Below are 21345 nucleotides of genomic sequence, written 5' to 3' on the forward strand. Positions count from 1 at the left end.
CTTGAAAAAATAATAAAAAAACCACGATTTTGAGTCGTGGTTTTCATAAAGATTTATAAAAATTATTATTCTCTGTTTTTTACAAGGATCCAGCCGGTAAATCGTATTGCGGTTTGCTTTTTATTGGGCTCGTTCCAGCTGATATCATACCAGTAGTTTCCGGTAGAGATTTTTTTTCCGCCAGTTGTTCCGTCCCATTGATACCCGTTATTTCTATCACCCTGATGAAGCTTGGTTCCATATCTGTCAAAAATACTGAAGACCAGATTTGTTTTATGGGCTAAAGATGAATAATCGATAATATCATTAACTCCGTCTCCGTTCGGGGTGATTACATTGATTAAGTTAGGAACCGTAATGGCTACATTTATGGGATCACAATCATAATTATCTTTTACATATATCGTAACATCACCTCTGGGAACATCTTCAAAAATATTAGAATCCTGCCAGTTGGTGTTATCTATCGAATATCTGTATGGAGCAGTACCTCCTATAACATGTACGGTAACTGTATTGTTGGCAACTTCTATGTTAGTAATGATCGGTTGTTCTGCCGGATATACATTTACGGGTTGTTTGGTAATACATTCTCCTGTTTTTAATTTTACCCAATAAGTACCTACTGTAACATTGGTGATAGACTGGGTTAAAGCTCCCGTACTCCATTCATAGCCGTCAAATCCAGGACCTGCATCTAAGGTGGTGGTATCTTCCATACAAATGATTTTATCAATAAGTACCTCAGATTGTACCGGCGGAAAAACAATTAATGTTACTTTGGCTACTTTGTAACAGCCGTTGGCATTGATTACTTTTATATAAACGACTCCATTCGGAGCGATATATGCAGTTGGGTTCGTGATTTCATTTGTTCCGTTTTCAGCATCAGTAGGGGATGGGTAATATTTTTTTATTACCCCGGTTTGTGTGGTCACAGATGCTGTGGTAAGGTTGAATAATCCTGTTGCTACATTTTCTTCAAGAAAACAGGTTCTTAAAGTAGCATCATTGACAACAGGCAGTGAAGACACTGTTAAGTTTAAAGTTATCTGCTCACAGTCAATAAATTCAGGGGCATTACCACAGAATTTATAAACCATTGAATCCGGGCCAAAATATCCGAAATTCGGTACATAAGTTATTACTCCACTCACGGGATCAATTGTTGCCGTACCATTTGCAGGTGGTGTCACAATAGTTACTGTGCCGGGAACATACGTTTGAGGAGAGGTTGTAAATTCAGGGACTATGGGTTGATAACCATTACAGACTGTCATTGTTTCTGTTGATTCCTGCAGGCAGGTGAATACTTTGTATACAGGAGTTATGGCAGGCGGGCAGGTTCCCACTGTAACCTTTACGGTATAGTTTCCTGCCTCAGTCGGAGTATATGAATTGCTGATTGCCCCCGGAATCGGGTTTCCGTTCCAAAACCATTGATAACTTTCAAAACTGTCATCCACTTCCAGTACAATACCGGGAATACAATCTCCAGTTTGTTTGGCAATAACGGGAACAGAAGAGAATCCTGCAAAATAGCCACCGTATCCGGCGGTATTGTATCCTCCGTTTACTCCTGCCGTAACAGCTTTTGTGGATGTAATTGTAACGTTACCTGTGATCCCCTGTATGGCATAAGTTACCCATTGGGTATTTCCTGTGAGCGGAAAAGGCCCCTGAGCGGCAGGTGGCGTATTTCCATTTACCGTTACAGCGGCGCCGGCTTCTGTTAAAATATTCAACTTTAAATTAATAGTACCGGTGTAGGTGGGCATTTCATTAATTTTACCGATCTCATCAATTTTTCTGGGTAAAAAACAATTCAACGGTGGGATGTAATTATAGCCGCCGGTATTGTTGGCGTTGCCTGAGCCTATCAATTGGTAGAGATATACATTTTTAGTGGTCCGTATATAAATATTTGAATGTCCTCCGGCCTGTGCAACATATGAACTAGCTAAGATTCTGTAAAAATCTCCTTCCTGAATAGTTGCTACAGGAGTGGCCCCATCGTTTAAGTAAATATCAGTATTGTTTTCTGTTGCCACAATAATTCCACCTTCCATATTGGCGGAGCTGGTGGAAATACTTTTTACCATTGCAAATTCATTTCCGAGACGCTCAACAGGTACAGATTGATCCATGATAAGGTCAGATCCGTCTGCAGATGTTGTAGTGGCATAATAACCGTTCGAATTACCGTTGGTGACTGATACGGGTTTGTCTGCTACGATTTTTGTGCCTATGAAACCTTCCCGGTTGGCAAGGATATTCCCAACTCCTGCAAGGATATAAGATTTTCCTTTATTTAGGATAACCGTGGTCGTTAAAGGTGGATTAGGATAATTGATAAACTGGATATTCGGGTCATATCCTGAAATTGTTACCGTCGTATTATCTTCTGTTGCCATTATTCCGGTAGTGAAATTACTGCTGCTTGAGCTGACGGTAATCGGGGTAGCTGCAGCATAAAACTGTTTCCCGATTCCTGCCTTGCCCTTAGAGGTAACAATTTCTCCATGTGATGTATTGTATATTCTTAAGGAAACAAAATAGGGCTTACTTCCCTGGGTGTATACTCCCAGACTGCTTGGGACGGCTGCGCTTGAACTTGTTATTGTCCGGATATATTGAGCGGGTAAAGAAAAAACCTGAGGATTGTTTTTACTGATGGTCACATTTCCGATGACCGTATTATTGCTGTAAATATTTACCTGAAAAGGCGTCGTGGAATCTGTTGAAAAATACAAGCCATGGGTGTACGTGGTGGCTGATGTTGATGAGTTGTCATAATAGGGGGCGAACCAATGCTCTGTATCTCGTTGTGCAGAGAGTTCGCTGATTGTAAATAGAAATAAAAGTAAACTTAGTAGAAAATTTTTCATGTGTATGGGAATTAATATGGATTAATACAAAAATAACAGAATATTTGATATATTTTTATTTTTTTTCAATTATTATTACGATAAATAAAAAAAACCACGATTATTAAATCGTGGTTGATAAAAATATTTAAATTTTATTATTCTCTGTTTTTCACTAAAATCCAGCCGGTGTATTTTATCGGAGTCTTTTCTTTATTCGGCTCGTTCCAGTTGATATGATACCAGTAAGTTCCGGTTAAAATTTTCTTATCGTAATGCTTACCGTCCCATTTGTAATTATTAAACTTATCTCCGGTGAAGATTTTGTTGCCATATCTGTCATAAATTACGAAAACAAGATTTTCTTTGTAAGATAATTCTTTGTAGTCGATATAATCATTTACATTATCACCATTTGGCGTTATTGCATTCACTAAGTTCGGTACTGTTATCTCCACAGAGATCGGGGTACAGTTGTAAGCATCTTTTACATAGAATATATGCTGGCCTCTGGTAAGATTAGTAAATACATTAGAATCCTGCCAGTTGGTTGTCCCGTCTACAGCATATTGGTAAGGCGCTTTTCCTCCGCTTACAATTACGGTTGCCGTATTATTTGAAATCTGTATTTCAGTAATTACAGGATCCAGTGCTTTTTTCACGCTTACCATTTGTTTTACGAAACAGCCGTTATCCTGAAGAATTACCCAGTAATCTCCCACAGGAACCCCGTTGATAGATTGTGTGGTATCTCCGGTACTCCATTGGTAAGACTGGTAACCAGGTCCTGCATCAATATTCGTTCTTCCGTCGATACAGATATACTGATCAACTAATAAAGGAGATCTTTTTGGAGGGATAACTGTAAGGATAATTTTAGCAATTGCATAACATCCGTGTGAATTGAATACTCTTACGTATACAGCTCCATTGCCGGAAATATAAGCCGTCGCATTGACTACAATTTCATTGGTCCCGTTGCTTGCATCCGTAAATGTAGGATAGTACTTTTTAGTTACCGGGTCTTCATCTGTAACATCAGCAGTTGTTAGATCAAACTTAGCACTGGTTTCGTTATTTTCTATAAAGCACTCACTTAATGAAGCTTCTTTTACTACCGGAGTAGGGAAGAAATCTAAAGTGATTTTTGCGTTTCCTGAGCATCCCTCAGGGGTGGTCACTTTTACATAAACAAATCCTGCTGCAGAAAAATAATTGGTAGGATTATTAATCTCATTCGTACCTGCATTAAGATCTGCCAGAGTAGGATAATATTTTCTTGTGGTAGGGCTATAACTTGTTACGTTCGCGGTAGTCAGGTCAAAAAATCCTTTTCCACTATACTGACAAGCATATACGGTTCTGTCCGTTAAGGTAAACGGAACTACAGTCAGGTTTAAAGTTACTTTTTCACAGTCTACAAATTCAGGTGCATTACCACAGAACTGATAAACAATAGTATCAGCTCCTAAATATCCCAGAACAGGAGTATATGTAATGGTACCGTTTGCAGGGTTCACTACTGCCGTTCCATGAGCTCCTTGAGTAACGATGGTTACCGTACTTGGAACAACAGCCTGTGTAGAGCTTGTAAATGTAGGCGTAATCAGGGTAGAGGCACAAATATTTAAAGTTTTTACCGTTTCAGTTAAACAGGAAAATACTTTATAAATTGGTGTGATTACCGGCGGACAGGTACCCATAGTTACTTTTACAGTATAGTTACCTGCGATTAGCGGAGCATATGTATTTGCAGTAGCTCCCGGAATAGCAACACCATTCAGGAACCACTGATAAGTTTCAAAGCTGTCATCTACTTCCAGGATAATTCCCGGAGCACACTCTCCTGTTTTTTTAGCAATTACAGGCACTGAAGAGAATCCGGCAAAATAACCTCCGTACCCTGCTGTACTATATCCTCCGTTTACTCCCGCTGTTACTGCTTTTGTGGAAGTAATCGTAAGGTTCCCGGTAATTCCCGGGATAGCATACGTTACCCATTGGGTATTCCCGGTAAGCGGATAGGGTCCCTGAGCCGCTGTAGGAGGATTTCCGTTTACCAATACGGTAGCGCCGGCTTCAGTTAAGATATTTAATTTTAAGTTGATTGTGCCTGTGTAAGTAGGCATTTCATTGATCTTTCCGATCTCATCAATTTTTCTGGGTAAGAAACAGTTTAATGGCGGAATATAGTTGTAACCTCCGGTATTGGTAGCATTTGAGCCTACCAACTGGTACAGGTATACATTTTTATTTGTACTTATATAAATATTATAATGACCGCTACCGGCTGTTTGCTGGATATAGCTGTTATCTAATATTCTGTAATATTGTCCTTCATTAATGGTAGCAGCCGGAGTGCTGGATCCGTTCAGGTAGATCTCTGTATTATTTTCAGTTGCAATGATGATCCCTCCTTCCATATCATAGGAGTTTGTGACAGGTGATAAACTCCTTACCATTGCAAATTCCTTCCCGAGACGTTCTGTTGGTACAGACTGGTCTAAAATAAGATCGGAACCAGAACTGGTATTTCCGGTAGCATACATTCCGTTTGAATTACCGTTGGTAACGGAAACCGGTTTGTCAGCAACAATTTTGGCACCGATAAAGCCGGCCTGATTTGCTGTAACATTACCGGTACCGGCAAGGATATAAGATTCTCCTTTATTTAAAACAAGGCTGATAGACGGCGGTGGAGTCGGGTGATTAATAAACTGTACAGCCGGGTTGTATCCGGAAATGGTAACCGTTGTGTTGTCTTCAGTCGCAAGAATCCCTGTGGTAAAATTCATTGAACTTGAATTATATGTAATGGGTGCAGCAGCAGCATAGAATGTTTTTCCGATACCTGCCTTACCTTTAGAAGTAACGATTTCTCCGTGAGATCCGGAATATATTCTTAAAGATACATAATAGGGTTTGTCACCTTTGGTATAAAGCCCTAATGTTTTTACGGTAGCAGCATCTGCAGTGGTTTGGGTATTGATAAAGTCAGCATTAACGGCAAACGTTTGAGGGTTTCCTTTACTAATCGTTACGGTTCCGATGACCCCATTATTGTTGTAAACCTTTACTTCAAAAGGAGTTACGGAATCTGTTGACAAATACAGCGCGTGGGTATAATTGGAAAATAATGAGCTGTCAAAATACGGCGCAATCCAATGCTCTGTATCTCTTTGTGCAAAGAGCGTATTAATCGTCAAAAAAACTAATACTAAACTAAGTAGAAATCTTTTCATAAAGTTGGAAATTAGGATTTCTACAAATTTAAAATAAAATTTGAAATATTATTAATAATTTGGAAATAAAAAACAAAAAATTATTCTCGATTCTTTATTAAAATCCACCCGGAATATGAAACTGGTAATTTGGTGTCAGGTTCAGTCCATTTTATAATATACCAATATGTTCCGGTAGGAAGAGGCCTGCTTCCTGATTTCCCATCCCAGGTATAAGTCTGATCTTTTGATCTATAAACCGCAGCCCCATACCGGTCTACAATCTCGATGCTTACATCTTGTTTGATCCTTAAATCGGAATAATTTAATACATCATTAATCCCATCTCCGTTTGGTGTAATGGCGTTGACCAGATTTAAAACCAGAAACTCTTTCACTACAGGCTGACAGCCGTCTGCGCCTAAAACGTATACCTTGTGAACACCCCTTTCCAGGCCTGTGAATATGTTGGAAGACTGATAATCCATACCATTCAGGGAATACTGATAAGGCGGAGTTCCTCCGGTTACAAAAACGGTAGCATTCGCTCCGGAAACTTCTATACGGGTAATCGTTGGAGCCTGAGCTGTTGTTACATTTACACTCTGACGATAAATACACCCGTTGAAACCTAAGTCTACATAATAATTGCCTGCACCTACAGTTATTGTTTGTGTAGTGGCACCGGTACTCCATGCATAGGAAGTGAATCCCGGGCCGGCATCTAAAAGAGCCTGGTCATCGGAACATATTACCTGGTCTTTCAGGAAGTCGGATTTTTTTGGTGATTTTAAAGCAATGCTTAAAGTTCCAGTTGTAGGGCATGCATTGATGCTCTCAAATCTCACGAAAAAAACGACAGGATTATTAATGATTTGTATTGGTGATATTGCATTTGTTCCTGACTGTGCATTAGCTAACGAATTATAAAATGAAACGGTAACGGTAGGATCTGTTGTAAATAAGTTTTTATAGTCGTTGAGGTTGACATTTTCAGAGCCGTTGAGATCATTGTCACAAACTTCAACATTCACAGTATTTGACAATAAGGTAACTTTATTTCCGATCTTAAAATTGATTTGTCCGGAAGCAGGCGGGCAGCTATTATTTCCGTCAACTCTTACGTAAACAACAGTATCGGTAGTATAAGTCCAGTTGGAGGGTAATGTATTATTATTTCCTGCAGTAGCATCTGCCAGATTTAAATAATATCTTACCGTAAAATTATTGGCATTGTTTACAATCTGCGGTGTTATAGTATTGAAATTTACATTGATAATCCCGTCAAAATTATCATCACAAAGTGTGGCATTATAATTTGCCGTGTTAAGATTGGGAGATTCATTAACGATGAGTGTAATCGGAACTGTTTTAGAACATCCGTAGGCTGAAGTTACTTTTACATATACCGTTGTTGTTCCGGTAGGAGCGGGATAAGATGTGGAATTGGTGATGGCAGATGTCAATGCCTGGTCAAGATAATATCCACTTACTGTAGCTCCGGGATCCGTTGAAACGGCTGCTGTTGTCAGATCAAAATTAGCACCGTTTGTATTTCCACATTGGTTCAAAGTGGCACCTGTGGCCTGTAAAACATCGATATTGAGTACAATTTTAATATATTCGAAATCTGCAGGGTTTCCGTTGCCTTCTATATAATAAATAAAAGAATCTGCAGTATCGGCAGTGAGCCCGGGATTGGGTGTATAGATGATCTGCCCGGTTACCGCATCTACAACTGCTGTTCCTGAAGCCGGCTGTGAAACAATTTGGGTATGGGAAGAAACAATACTCTGGTTTGAGGTTGTGAAAAGCGGTGTAATTACTTTTGTGTTGCATGATCCTATATTGTACGTAATGGTCGGCATAGGCGGACACAAAGTATAATTATACACGGCTGTAAGCTTAGACTCGCAATTGTTTTTGGTGATCAGGCAGGTGTAGTCACCTGCACCATACAATTCAGGGTTAATGGAATAAGTGGTTGCTCCTGATATAGGATTTCCGTTAAGATACCATTGATAAGCGTCATAATTACTGTCAACCTGAAGAAGTATTCCGGAATAACAGTCACCGGTTTTTGTAATAACAGGTACGGAAGAAAATCCGGCAAAATATCCGCCATATCCTGCAGCCCCGCTTCCGGCTGCAATTCCAGCCGTTACAGATTTGGTAGAGTTGATGGTTATATTTCCGTTACCAATGTTGGGAATAGAGTAGCTTACCCAGGCCGGGTTCCCGGTAACAGGATAAGGTCCGTTGCCGGCAGCAATAGGAGCTCCGTTAAAAGTTACAGTCGCTCCTGTCTGAGTGATGATATTGAGTCTTGTATTAAATGTCTGATTACCGATTTTGTTCCGGAATCCGATTTCATCAATTTTATTCGGCATAAAACAGCTTAATGGCGGGATAAAGTTCATACCGCCTGTAGGATATTCATTTCCGCTGCTAACCCCTGCCAACAGCTGATAAACATAAATATTCTTTGTTGCAGAGATACTCATATTATAATGACCATTTCCCTGGTTAATATATTTATTGCTCGGAACCATATAGTGCTGTCCTTCGTTCAGTGTGATTCCGGTGGCCGTTCCGTTTATGGTAAGCTGGGTATTATTCTCGGTTGCAATAATAAGGGCCGTTTCCATTCCGGAAGTGACGGATCCGTTTCCTTTTACCACTACGAAATCTTTCCCCAATCTGTCCACAGGTACTGCCTGATCCATTAAAACATCATTATTGGTGAAATTAAAATTCGTATAGATTCCGTTAAAATTTCCATTGGTAACCGAAATTGGTTTTGTGGCAACGATTTTTGCACCTACCAAGCCTGCAAGGTTCGCCTGTGAAGAGAAACTTATGACATCCAGTAAGTAAGACTGTCCCTTATTGAGTGTGAATGTTCGGGTCGGACTGGAAACCCCATCAGAAAAGATGACATTCGGGTCGTATCCTGAAATCACAACCGTTGTATTGTCTTCAGTCGCAGTAACTCCTATCGTTGAATTGACATAATCTGCATCTGCAGTATTAGGGATTACCCCTGCAAAAAAAGTCGTTCCAAGGCCGGCCAACCCTTTTGAAGTGATAATTTCAGCATGATTCTGAAGGGAAAACCTGTAATTGGCAAAAAACTTTTTAGGTCCTTTTACGTGCATTCCCATAGTGTTTGGGGTAAACAGGTCTGACTGATTGGTCGTAATTAAAAAATTATTGGGAATGATAACCTGCGCGGGATTTCCTTTACTTACCTGTACCGTTGTAAAAAGCGTATTATTGTTATAGATCTCAACCGGAAATGGGGTAGTCTGATCTGTGGATAAATAGAGATAACCTTCAAGGCCGGTGACATTGGCTTTGGCTGCCATCGGAGCAAACCAGTGGTCTGTATCCAGCTGGGCATTCATCAATAAACAAAGAAAGGTACAGAAAGAAAGTAGAAGTTTTTTCATGGTTTATTATAAGGGCAGCAAATGTAAGTATTAATAATCAATTTTTTACATATATAAATCCATGATGAATTTTAAATGTTAAATATTTAAAATTAATTTAATATATTCTTAATAATCGGCGAATATCCTATAATAAAAAATCCCGGTGAAATTTTCACCGGGATTGATATTTTAATCTGAGAGAGATTATAAACTTACTCTTACAAATCCTGTTACTTTAAGATCTCCGTTTACTGATTTTACATAGTCAGCAACTGAAATACTTCCGTCTTTAATGAAAGATTGGTGTACCAAAGTGTTGTCTTTGTAAAATCTCTGCATCTTACCTTTAAGGATGTTTTCGATAATGTTTTCAGGCTTACCTTCTTTAGTAAGAAGTTCTCTTTCAATTTCCAATTCTTTATCGATTGTAGATTGAGAAACAGCAGTTTCATCAAGAGCGATTGGGTTCATTGCAGCAACCTGCATAGAAACAGCTTTAGCAGCTTCATCACCTCCGTCTACTTTAGAAGAAAGTGCAGTGATAGCAGCGATTTTGTTCCCGGCGTGGATATAAGCTCCCAAGAAAGGACCTTCGATTCTTTCGAATGCTCCGATCTCGATTTTTTCACCGATAACACCTGTTTGCTCAATTAATTTCTCAGCAACAGTGATTCCGTGGAAATCTGTAGCTAAAAGCTCTTCTTTAGTTGCAGCAAAGATAGCCATCTCAGCCAATTCGTAAGCAAGCTCGATGAACGCTTCATTTTTAGCAACGAAGTCAGTCTCACAGTTTAGAGAGATGATAGCACCTAAAGTGTTATCTTCATTTACTCTAGCAATTACTGCCCCTTCAGTAGACTCTCTGTCAGCTCTGTTAGCAGCAACTTTTTGTCCTTTTTTTCTAAGGATATCTACCGCTTTTTCGAAATCTCCTTCAGCTTCAACTAAAGCTTTTTTGCAGTCCATCATACCTGCACCTGTTTGGTTTCTCAATTTTGCTACGTCTGCAGCAGCTGGTGTATAAGACATAATATCTATATTTTTTTTATTGTAAGATTAGTATTAATTTTTAGCTTAATTTTAAAGCAGTGCAAAGATAATGATTTTAATGATAAACTAAAAAATGACTTTTCACGTTATTTACTTATTTAATAATTTTTTAAATGTTTAGTTAATGAAAAAAATATTTCTCCTTATACTTTTATGCATTTTTACCCTCGGTTTTTCTCAAAAAAAGAAGAAAGCCAAATCTAAATCTATCGTAGAAAAGGAAACCCTGATCATCTACACAGAGCAGGATGCAGAAAGTACAAAGGAAGCAAGAGTGATTGCCGGTTTTTTGAAACAGAACCCGAATCATGCAAAAACCGATTACTTCAAGAAAAAGCTGATCGAAATTATCATGGCAGATAATTCTCCGGAAGCGAAACCTACCATTACACCTCTCAGCAAAGATAAAGTTGAAAGAATAGTGAAGAATAATGAGCTGAATAATTCTAAAACGCTGGCTTCCAATACGGGATCTTCTGCTCCGGAAAGGAAAGTGAATTATGCCAGTGTTGCAAGCATGGGAAGCGACAGTAAAAAATCTGAATCCGGCGAAAAAAATAAAAAAACGGCAGCCATGCTGACTCACCTTTTTAATAATGATCCGTTGGATAAAGAAGCTTATATTAATATTAAAAACAGATCCAAGTGTAATTTAATCGTAAAAATAAGCGGAAAAAAATACTATAATCTTGATGTTCCTGCCAACGGGCAAAACTTTCTCCTGGTGGATAAAGGAGAATATGTTTTGACAACGATGGTTTGTGATGCCAAATATTCGTCCCTGAAAAGAATCAGTAAGGATATTGAAATTGAACTGAACCTGAGAGAAGACTAAGTAAAACAAGATAGAAATAAAAAAGGTTAAGAAAATTTTCTTAACCTTTTTGTTTTATCCTTTAAACTGGCCCATCGCAATGAATTTATCCTGTCTCTGGGTTTCAAGTTCCTGTCCTGTGAATTTAGAGAATGCCTTGATATTCTGTAAAATCGAATTTTTAAGATTTAAAAATGTTGTTTCCGGATCATAATGAGCTCCTCCAAGCGGTTCTTCAATGATTCCGTCGATGAATTTCTCTCTTAAAGCATCTTTCGGGGTCAGGTTCAGTGCATTGGCTGCATCTTCTTTGTGATCCCAGTTTCTCCATAAAATAGAAGAACAGCTTTCCGGGGCAATTACCGTATACCAGGTGTTTTCAAGCATGTATACTTTATTTCCCACACCTATTCCCAAAGCACCGCCACTGGCTCCTTCGCCAATGATGTAAGTGAATATAGGGGTTTTAAGCTGCACCATTTCAAAAATATTTCTTGCAATAGCTTCTCCCTGTCCTCTTTCCTCAGCTTCCAACCCGGGATATGCTCCCGGTGTATCTACTAAAGTTACAATCGGAATATGGAATTTCTCAGCAAGTTTCATCAGTCGTAACGCTTTTCTGTATCCTTCAGGATTTGGCATTCCAAATCTTCTGTACTGTCTTTCTTTAGTGGTTCTCCCTTTCTGGGTTCCGATAACCATTACTTTCTGGCCATCCAATGTCATCAGACCACCGATCATTGCAGGATCATCGGCAAAATTTCTATCCCCGTGAAGTTCAAGAAAGCTGCCTTTATCGGCAATACCGCTAATATAATCTAGTGTATAGGGACGATCCGGATGACGAGATAGTTGTACTCTCTGCCAAGGACTAAGGTTTCCATAGATTTCTTTTTTCTTTTCTATGATCTTATCCTCAATCTGACTGCATGCTAATTTTACATCAACACCACTTTCTTCTCCTACTAAAGAACATGTTTGGTATTGATCCATTAATTCTTTTATAGGAAGTTCGAAACTTAAATATTCCATTTCTTGAAGTAAATTAAATCTTTCAAATTTATGAAAAATTATGAAACTCTATTTAAAATTATTAATTGCACTGCTTATTCTGGAGATACTCTCTTCTTTTCCAAGGAGTTCCATGATATCCGGAACGTCCGGACCTTTTAGTTCTCCTACCAAAGATAAACGCAGCGGCATCATTACTTTACCCATTCCAAGGCCTTTGTTTTCTGCAAAATCATGAACTTCCTGTTTTAAAGTTTCTGCATCGAAGTTTTCAATTCCGTTCAATACTGTTGCCAGTTCACTTAAAATTGCAGAAGTTTCATCATTCCATGCTTTTTTTGAGGCCTTTTCGTCATAAGAAACGGGTGCTTCAAAGAAAAACTTTCCGTTTTCATAAATATCTTTCGGGAAAGTGGCTCTTTCTTTCATCAGATGAACGATTTTTAATAGCTTTTCGTCTGACAATCCGGATAAATTAAGACCCGAATTCTTTAAAATATGCAGAAGTTCTTCATCAGATTTCAACTGAATATAATGATGATTAAACCATTCTGATTTTTCTTTACTGAATCTTGCTCCGGCTTTGTGAACCTTATTTAAATCAAATTCTTTTGCCATTTCATCCAAAGATAAAATTTCTTTATCGTCAGAAGGTGACCAACCCAAAAGGGCGACCATATTGATGAATGCTTCCGGAAGGTAACCGTTTTCCCTGTAACCTTTGGAAATATTTCCTGTTGCCGGATCTTTAAAATCTAATGGAAATACAGGGAACCCGAATTTGTCGCCGTCCCTTTTGCTCAGCTTTCCTGAAAGGCCTTTCTTTAAAAACTGTTTTACAGAAGCCGTTAATGAATTGTCATTATCATTTTCGGTCAGCATCGATTTAAATCTCGGGCTTTTTACTTCTGAAAAAAATGATTTGATAACCGGTGCAGATTCATCAAAAGTAAATTGATTGTTTTTCATCACGAATTCTTCTGTAAAAGATTTTGTGATGCTGTCGATATTATCTTTGTTAATTAATGTTGATACATCAGGTTTCAGAATTAAAGAAAGATGGGCAAATTCCGGAGCCTTCCAGCCCATTGCCTCATACAGTAAAATATGCAGCCCCAAAGATGGCAGCCATTCTTCACCACGGATCACATGGGTGATTTCCATCTCATGGTCATCAATGATGTTGGCAAAATGATAAGTGGGCATTCCGTCATTTTTTACCAGTACTTTATCATCCAGCGTATTGGTATTGACAGATGATTTTCCACGGATCATATCTTCAAGATTCAATGTTCTGTCAACAGGCATTTTAAATCTTACCACATACGGTGTCTTTTCATCCAGTAATTTCTGAACTTCTTCTCCGGAAAGGGCAATGCTGTTTTTCAAACGGTTTCTCGTCATATTATCATAAGAGAAAACGTCTCCCTTAGCTTCAAATTCAGCACGGATGGCATCCAATTCTTCAGGAGTATCAAAAGCGAGATAAGCATAATCTGTTTTTAAGATCTGCTCTGTATAGCGGTCATAAATATCTCTTCTTTCAGATTGTCTGTAAGGAGCAAATTTCCCTCCTTTTTTAGGACTTTCATCGGGAATGATTCCGCACCATTCTAAAGTTTCTTCAATATAATCTTCAGCTCCTTCTACATATCTGGCCGTATCTGTATCTTCAATTCTCAATACAAATTCGCCTCCCTGATTTTTAGCAAAAAGATAATCATATAATGCGGTTCTTACACCTCCCAAATGCAAAGGTCCTGTAGGACTTGGAGCAAAACGGACTCTTACTTTCTCCATTTCAATTAAAATTTTGCTGCAAATTTACTTAAAATTATGTGGGGGATGAAGTGTTTTGTTTCTGGATTAAATTTTAATCAACGAGAAATTTGTTCAGAAGTATATATTTAATTTTTATAAATTATATTCCTGGATTTGTTGGACATATATTTTTATGCTTTTAAAGTGTATTTTTGTATTGTAGAAACGTAGAAAATTAAATGAAAAAAGCGATCTGTCTTTTCATAGTAGGAGAAAAATACCAGAAAATATTTAATAAAAATAAGGCTCAGTTTGAGAAGTACGCGCAAAAATGCGGTGCAGATTTAATTATTCTTGACAAACCTCTGGATGAAGATTTTTATCGCCCATTATTATCACAAAAATTACTTATACCTTCCAAAACAATGCATTATGATATCGTTTTGTTTCTGGATCTGGATATCGTGATATCAGAAAAAGCTCCATCTCTATTTGAGTATCTCCCCGACGATAAATGGTTTGGGGCGGTCCTTGATCCACGGGGAACAGAAGAGTTTAATAAAACCTGGGAACATATTCCAAGAATATTAGAGGAAACCACCGAAATATATTTTACAGACCGGCATTTTGATGCTCATCCATTATTAAAAGGGAGTATTAATGGAGGTGTATTTATTTTCCGTCCAAAAAAAGGGGCAGATGTATTTAAAGAGTATTACTATTCTCAACATAATCAAGGCGAATTAAACAGTTTTGAGGAAGCTCCGTTTGCATATATTTCCCAGGTCAATGGATGGTTTGAAGCATTACCGGCTGAATTTAATGTTCAGGTTTTGTACAAAATAAAAGGAACCCATGAAGGAAATCAAATTGAAGCCTCTGAAAAGGATATTCCAAAATTCATAAGAAAGTACTTTTGTGAAAAAAATGGATACTGTATCTTCCCTACAAAAAGATATAAAAGATTTGTAAGAAAAGTTATTGCGGAAAATTATTTTGTTCACTTTGCGGGTAATTATCCGATAATTTATAATTAATCATATGAGAATTATTAATCAAATTTTAAAAAGAATCATAAGTATTTCTTACGGGATAACAGTGAACAGCGAAGCTGATGAAATTGTCAGGCTTTTAAATGCTTTACTCCCTGCAATAAATAAAAATGATGAAGTTATTGTATTGCAGGATATAACCAATAAGAATCAAAAAGTTAGTGACATTCTTGATACATATGGGAATAAGATTATCCGTATTGAGGCACGTCTCGATGGTGACTTTGCAACATTTAAAAATAATCTGATAAAAGTTGCCACGAAAGACTATTTATTTCAAATAGATGCGGATGAGATTCCGGAACCTTCTCTTATGATAAAAATAAAGCCATATCTTTTTAAAAAAAGAAAAAAAGACGTTTTCATGGTACCTAGGATTAATATTGTTCATGGAATTACAGATGAGCACATAGAGCGCTGGAATTGGCAGGTCAATGATGAGGGATATATCAATTTTCCAGATTATCAGCATCGGATTTTTAAACTTAACAGAGGAATCAAATGGGAAAATAAGGTACACGAAAAACTTTGCAATTATAAAAAGATAGCAGGTCTTCCGGCCTCCGATTATTCAATGTGTTTGCTGCATATTAAAGAGATTAAACGACAGGAACAACAAAACTCTTTTTACGATACCATTGTATAGATATTCTTATGAGTATAAAAGTAATTTTAGACGCTGATGTTATAGCAGATTTCTATAAAGATAACAGAACCGGAATCTTCAGGGTCACTTTGGCGTTTTTTCAGGAATTAAGTAAGAATGGTACTATAGAAACATTTTACTCTCATTTAAGTGTATTGAACAATGAAACATGTACGAAAGAAATAAATGATTTTTTTTCTGACAATTCTATATCAATAAAAGAAGCCAATCAAAGATATAGAAGAGTGTTTTTACCATTTAGGAAAGAAAAGCTTTTCCGTTATTTTTATAATAAGAGAGGAATTTACAATTACAAGAATGTGCATCTTGAAGAGGTTTTTAGAAAAGCTGAAATTTTTCATTCTTTCTATTACCCTATCAATGATGAAATAAGGAAGTATGGAAATTTAAAAAAGATTGTTACCATTCATGATTTAATACCTATTTTGTTCCCGGAACTGCATTTTAATGCAACACTTATAGAAAAAATTATAGAAAGTATAGGAGAAGACGGATATGCTGTCTGTGTCTCGGAAAATACGAAAAAAGATTTACTCAACTATGCTCCTCATCTCAACCCCGACCGTGTCTTTGTTAATTTATTAGCAGCCTCGGAATCTCTTTTTTATGTGTGCAAAGATGCTGAGAAATTTAACTCAATAAAGGAAAAGTATCATCTTCCTGAAAAATATTTTTTAAGTGTAGGAACTTTGGAACCTCGTAAAAATGTAGATTTTGTAATCCGTAATTTTATCAGAGTTATTAAAGAAAATGACATTCACGATTTAGGATTAGTATTAGTAGGTGCAAAAGGATGGGATTATAATAAAATTTTTGATGAGTACAATAATGCAGAGGAATTAAAAGATAAAATTGTAATCACAGGAAGAGTCCCTGATGAAGATCTGGCCAGCTTATACAGCCATGCACATTCTTTTTATTATATGTCGTTTTATGAAGGTTTTGGTTTGCCTCCCTTAGAAGCTATGCAGTGTGGTGTAGCAACGGTGACTTCTAATACTTCATCTTTACCGGAAGTTGTAGGAGATGCTGGAATTATGTTGAGTCCAGACGATGATGAATCATTATATCAAACTATGCTGGATTTATATGTAAACGAAAATAAAAGAAAAGAATATGCACAAAAGGGATTAGAACGTTCTAAATTGTTTTCATGGAAAAAAAGTTCAGATAAACTTGTCGCTATCTATCAAAAGATCATTAACCAATGATTGTGGCTCAATGGTAGAATACCAGTTTTGCTATGAAAAGTAGTACAAAACAAATGTTTCCTCAAGGAAACATTTGTTAATCGTTTTATTTAAGAAGCTCAAAAATCTCATCTTTCTGAGCTTCAATAGAGAATGGGAAGATGGCTTTTTCAGAATTATTGTGTAAAGTATTCCATGTTGTTTCGTTGGTGCAGATTTCAATAATGTGGTCTGCAAATTTCTGATAATCGTCGTTATCTGAAATCAATGCGGTCACTCCGTTTTCTAAAAACATTCCTTCAGCACCGATAGTGGTGGTTAAAACAGGAAGCGTATATTCCAAAGCCTGTCCGATCTTACCTTTTACCCCGGCACCAAATCTTAGTGGTGATACGGAAGCAAAGCATTTTTCATAATAAGGGATAATGTTTTCTACAAAGCCTGCAATTTCAAATTTCTCGGAATTCATTTTTTCGATAGATTCCGGAGCTTCCGAACCAATGATGGTTATTTTTAAATCCGGTAAAACTTTCCAGACCAGAGGCATGATCTGATGGTACAATATCTCTACTGCATCTACGTTGGGATCGTGCAAAAAGGTTCCGATAAAAAATATTCCGTTTCGTTTTTCAAAAGGCGGCATATCTTCCGGTCTTACTTTTAAATTATGAACGTTGCTTACCGTAAATAGTTTAGACTCATCTACAAAAGCTTTCATAAACTCTTTTTCCTTGTCACTGATTACCGCAATTTTATCTGCCTTTTTGCACAATTCGGTTTCTATGTATTTATAATGAACTAATTCTTTAGCTCTTACTTTGTCGTATTTGATCTCAAGGCCTCTTTCCATTCTCAGGTAATGGATGTCAACCATATCATAAATAATTTTCACCTGTGGTGCTTTTTCCCTGAAAAAATTCAGGTAATATTCAAAAAGCTCGGGTCTGTGGCACCATACAAAATCAAGTTTGGGAAGCAAGGTGTTGATGAAATGTTTTTTACCTTTCATGATACCGTATTTGCCTATAAATGGAGTATAGACAGTTACATTATGATCATTCAGGTTTTTAATGTATTTTTTAGATTCTACTTTTGGGATTGCTTTTCTCCAATCCATAAGATATACATTATAATGCTTTGCCAGAAATTTTGCAATTTCCGTGATCCGGTTGGAAGCAGAATCCTTATCAAATGTAGGAATCTGACTGTCTACAATCAGTACATTTTTTTTATTTTCATCAGGAGTAATCGTCTTTTCTGATAAAGGATAATGATTTTTTAGATATATATAATTTTTTATTTTTCTTTTGATACCCATAATTTTATAATTTGAATATTTTCTCTGTAAAACTCCTTACGGTATATTGATCAAGAATGTCCTTAGGAATTTCTGAATATTCCAGCTCAAGAAATCTCTTAATCTCATCAGTGTCCAAATGATTACTGTTTACAACCAACATATTATTGGGATGGTAAAAATCATAATCCTTAACGGCAGCATTCGTTGTGATCAGCTTTTTTCTGTACCCCAGACTTTCAAAAGTCCTGAATGAAAGCCCGCTCTGGTCTTTTCTCTGAATATCCATCATGGCTTTGGAGCAAGAGATGATTTTCTTCGTTTCACTGAGGGACAGGTATTCCGTGATTGAATGTAAATACGGATATACAAGTTTTTCAAACCAGAATAATACAAAATAAATTCTGAATCCTGCTTCGGATAATATTTTTGAAACTTTATCAATCTCATCAATTCTGGAATCATAAGATGAAACATTAAAAATATCGTATTGTATCGGCTGAGGTTCTATAATCTGATCATAGATGAAATTAGAAGTTTCAATGAAATGATATTGCCTGATATCTTCTTTTTCATAAGAATACACTTCATCAAAAAAATGAATTATATCAATCTGCCGCGGATATTTTTTACAGCTGTCATAATAATAAGCGATAAAGGAATCCGTATTTTTTTTTAATTCTGTTAATAATGAATCCTCCAGCAAGTCCGGACGGATAATGAAAATAATATCCTGTTTCTCTTTAATCTGCTGTAAAATCTGGCGGCTAAAATATTTTTTTTTGATATTGCGGCCAAATAGTTTAGTAACTCCGTTCCAGATTTTCACTCCGATATTCGGGTATTTATATTTTATAGTATCTGTTTTAATATCGGTAACAGTGATATTTCCGTCTGATTCCAGTTCCTGAACGACAAAATCAATATAACCATACGCAAAAGGGTAAATTAATGTAATCTTCTTTGACGTCATTTCTTAAATATTTCTTTCAGCTTTTCTTCAAATGCAATTTCTTCATTTAAAACCATCTTTTTATAAGGTACAAACTGAGGGATATGCGCAGGATAATTCTCTAAAACCTCTTTTATTTTTGCAATGATTTCGGGGATTTTATCTTCACTGAAATTAAATTTGTATTCATCAGGAATCATCAGGTCTTCGTAATAAGCCGAAGATCCGTTTTTCCCGGAAACAATACAGCAATCCTGCGAAACAGACTCTCTGAGCATTTTATCCCGACCCGGGTTTTCACCGAAATCAACATATAGTAAAGACTGGGCCATCACATCTTTGATCTGGCCGGCATTCATATTTTGGATAGGAACCCATTCAAGTTCCGGGGAATTTTTAATTAACTGTGAGATCTCCTTTTTTCCTTTTCTGGGATTGTACAGGATTTTTTTATTGGTCAGGTCTTTCGTAATGGTTCCCTTGTTTTTCAGGAAACTGGGGTTGATATAATCGCACACAAAATCTATCTGACTTTCGGGAATACCATGGTCTTTGATGTACAGCGAAGAGCGGTAAGACTGTGCCCACTGGAAAACATTCGGTAGCGGCTCGAAATAATATTCTCTGTCTTTTTGCTGATAAAACAGTTTTGTGAATATATTCTGTTTCCGGATTCTGTAATCCATTAAGATTTTATAAAAATCAACGCTCAGCCACCAGATTACTTTCTGGCTTTCAGGATATTGCTTCACTAAAAATGTCATGGATTCCGGAACAATTAAAATGTTTTCGGCCTTGTCCTCAACAATATCTGTTTCTTCAGTCAGATATACATTATAGTTTTCAGGCTTTGCATTTTTTCTTTTGGGAATGTAATGCATGAATACATTTTTTATCCCCAGGCGATGGAGTTTATCTGATAATTGGTGTAGCGCTTCCGGACCGCCGGTAACACTGTTTGGAGGACAAAATATGATGATTTTAGATTGTTCTGTATAAGTAATCATGTACAAGTATAGGTGAATAATTCAAAAACGAATATAAGTAATTTTTAAGATAGCTTAAAAACTACATTTACCCAGTGATCCAAAGTATATTTGTTATAGATATCTTCAGGGATGTCTTCATAGGGTAGTTCAAAAAAAGATTTGTCAAGATTGCTGCAAGTTTCGTTTAAAACCAAAATATTATGGGCATTATAAAAATCATAGCTTTTAATGGCTTCATTATCAGTAATGATTTTTTTTTCTAAAGACATGGCTTCAAAAACCCTGAAACTTAAGCCATATTGCCCTTCGCGCATCAGATCGAGCAGCGCTTTTGAATTTTGATAGTATTTAGGAAGATCTTTATGACAGACTTTTTTCATGCTGAAGATAATAGATAAATTCTCAGGAACCTGGATCAGGATGTTCTTTAGCTGATGTTTCCATGATTTCTTACCAATAATCATAATCTGGAACTTAAGATCTAATGCCATTAATCTTTTGGCAAGCAATTTTATAAATGAAACCCTCTTATTATCATAGGAAGTGATATAAAACAAATCCATTGCAGGGTTTTGTTTCTTATGGGAAAGATGGGGAAGATAAATATAGTTGGTCAGTTTCTCAAAACCGTATTTCTCGATATCACCGATATCAAAAGAGAAGATTTTGTCAAAAAGATAAAGTTTGTCATGTACCGGAAATCTTTCCAGATTATCGTACAGATAGGTAATAAGCCGGCCGGTGTATGTTTTGATCTTTTCTATTGTAGAAATATCAAAAACATCGGGGCTTAAAACGAGAATCTGATCCTGGTATCCCAGTTGTTCAAGTGAATCTAATACGAATTTTTGTCGCTTCTCCGTTTTCAGGTTTTTATTTAAAAACGTTTTGCTTAAAGCATTGGTTGCTCTTTCTGTGAAATTTGAATGCGAAACCGATGCTATTTCAATATGATGGGCATCAATACCCTTACTGCATAATGTATCTACAATATACTTATCATATCCCCAAAAATCGAAACTAATTACACAAATCTTCAT

14 protein-coding genes are annotated in these 21345 nt (G+C 36.8%); 4 read left to right on the forward strand and 10 right to left on the reverse strand.

Features of this window, described 5'->3' with window-relative positions; translation table 11 throughout:
- Positions 1-65: 65 nt before the first annotated feature.
- From AB8P06_RS16035 to tsf, 4 genes are all read right to left on the reverse strand, one after another.
- Positions 66-2888, reverse strand: coding sequence for a T9SS type B sorting domain-containing protein (locus tag AB8P06_RS16035; protein WP_369843269.1), 2823 nt, complete (start codon positions 2886-2888; stop codon positions 66-68).
- A 137-nt stretch (positions 2889-3025) separates the two neighbouring features.
- Entirely contained in the window at positions 3026-6109 is a 3084-nt protein-coding gene (locus AB8P06_RS16040) for an FIDD domain-containing protein (RefSeq protein WP_369843270.1), read from the reverse strand.
- 80 nt (positions 6110-6189) lie between these two features.
- On the reverse strand, positions 6190-9540 hold the full coding sequence (locus tag AB8P06_RS16045; protein WP_369843271.1) for a gliding motility-associated C-terminal domain-containing protein: 3351 nt from the start codon (positions 9538-9540) through the stop codon (positions 6190-6192).
- 186 nt (positions 9541-9726) lie between these two features.
- Positions 9727-10551 carry a translation elongation factor Ts gene (gene tsf / locus AB8P06_RS16050; RefSeq protein WP_369843272.1) on the reverse strand — a complete coding sequence of 275 codons (825 nt, stop codon included), beginning with the start codon at positions 10549-10551 and terminating at the stop codon, positions 9727-9729.
- Positions 10552-10696: 145 nt separating this feature from the next.
- Here tsf and AB8P06_RS16055 point away from each other — a divergent pair, with 145 nt between their 5' ends.
- A complete protein-coding gene (locus AB8P06_RS16055; protein ID WP_369843273.1) occupies positions 10697-11407 on the forward strand; it encodes a DUF6759 domain-containing protein in 711 nt (236 codons plus the stop codon).
- 54 nt (positions 11408-11461) lie between these two features.
- Here the strand turns inward: AB8P06_RS16055 and AB8P06_RS16060 are convergent, their stop codons facing one another.
- On the reverse strand, positions 11462-12418 hold the full coding sequence (locus AB8P06_RS16060) for an acetyl-CoA carboxylase carboxyltransferase subunit alpha (RefSeq protein WP_369843274.1): 957 nt from the start codon (positions 12416-12418) through the stop codon (positions 11462-11464).
- A gap of 48 nt (positions 12419-12466) precedes the next feature.
- A complete protein-coding gene (gltX, locus tag AB8P06_RS16065) occupies positions 12467-14197 on the reverse strand; it encodes a glutamate--tRNA ligase (RefSeq protein ID WP_369843275.1) in 1731 nt (576 codons plus the stop codon).
- A gap of 200 nt (positions 14198-14397) precedes the next feature.
- On the opposite strand from gltX, the gene AB8P06_RS16070 reads away from it, so the two are divergent.
- The 3 genes from AB8P06_RS16070 to AB8P06_RS16080 are packed head-to-tail and all read left to right on the forward strand — an operon-like array spanning position 14398 to position 17088.
- The gene (locus AB8P06_RS16070; RefSeq protein WP_369843276.1) at positions 14398-15195 is read left to right on the forward strand and encodes a glycosyltransferase; all 798 of its coding nucleotides are present in this window, start codon (positions 14398-14400) and stop codon (positions 15193-15195) included.
- A gap of 4 nt (positions 15196-15199) precedes the next feature.
- Entirely contained in the window at positions 15200-15856 is a 657-nt protein-coding gene (locus AB8P06_RS16075) for a glycosyltransferase (RefSeq protein ID WP_369843277.1), read from the forward strand.
- 8 nt (positions 15857-15864) lie between these two features.
- Positions 15865-17088: a glycosyltransferase family 4 protein gene (locus tag AB8P06_RS16080; protein WP_369843278.1), complete on the forward strand. Its 1224-nt coding sequence runs from the start codon at positions 15865-15867 to the stop codon at positions 17086-17088.
- An 85-nt stretch (positions 17089-17173) separates the two neighbouring features.
- Here AB8P06_RS16080 and AB8P06_RS16085 read toward each other — a convergent pair whose 3' ends face one another.
- Genes AB8P06_RS16085 through AB8P06_RS16100 form a run of 4 tightly spaced genes read right to left on the reverse strand, consistent with a single transcriptional unit; the run spans position 17174 to position 21345 of the window.
- Positions 17174-18385: a glycosyltransferase gene (locus tag AB8P06_RS16085; RefSeq protein ID WP_369843279.1), complete on the reverse strand. Its 1212-nt coding sequence runs from the start codon at positions 18383-18385 to the stop codon at positions 17174-17176.
- 4 nt (positions 18386-18389) lie between these two features.
- On the reverse strand, positions 18390-19337 hold the full coding sequence (locus AB8P06_RS16090; RefSeq protein ID WP_369843280.1) for a WaaS/CpsH family glycosyltransferase: 948 nt from the start codon (positions 19335-19337) through the stop codon (positions 18390-18392).
- Positions 19334-20323, reverse strand: a complete 990-nt coding sequence (locus AB8P06_RS16095) for a hypothetical protein (protein WP_369843281.1) — start codon at positions 20321-20323, stop codon at positions 19334-19336. Before AB8P06_RS16095 ends, AB8P06_RS16090 begins: the two co-directional genes overlap by 4 nt.
- A gap of 44 nt (positions 20324-20367) precedes the next feature.
- Complete coding sequence (locus tag AB8P06_RS16100) at positions 20368-21345, reverse strand: WaaS/CpsH family glycosyltransferase (RefSeq protein ID WP_369843282.1); 978 nt, start codon at positions 21343-21345, stop codon at positions 20368-20370.

The sequence above is a fragment of the Chryseobacterium tongliaonense genome (genome assembly GCF_041224435.1).
GTDB classification, from domain to species: domain Bacteria; phylum Bacteroidota; class Bacteroidia; order Flavobacteriales; family Weeksellaceae; genus Chryseobacterium; species Chryseobacterium tongliaoense.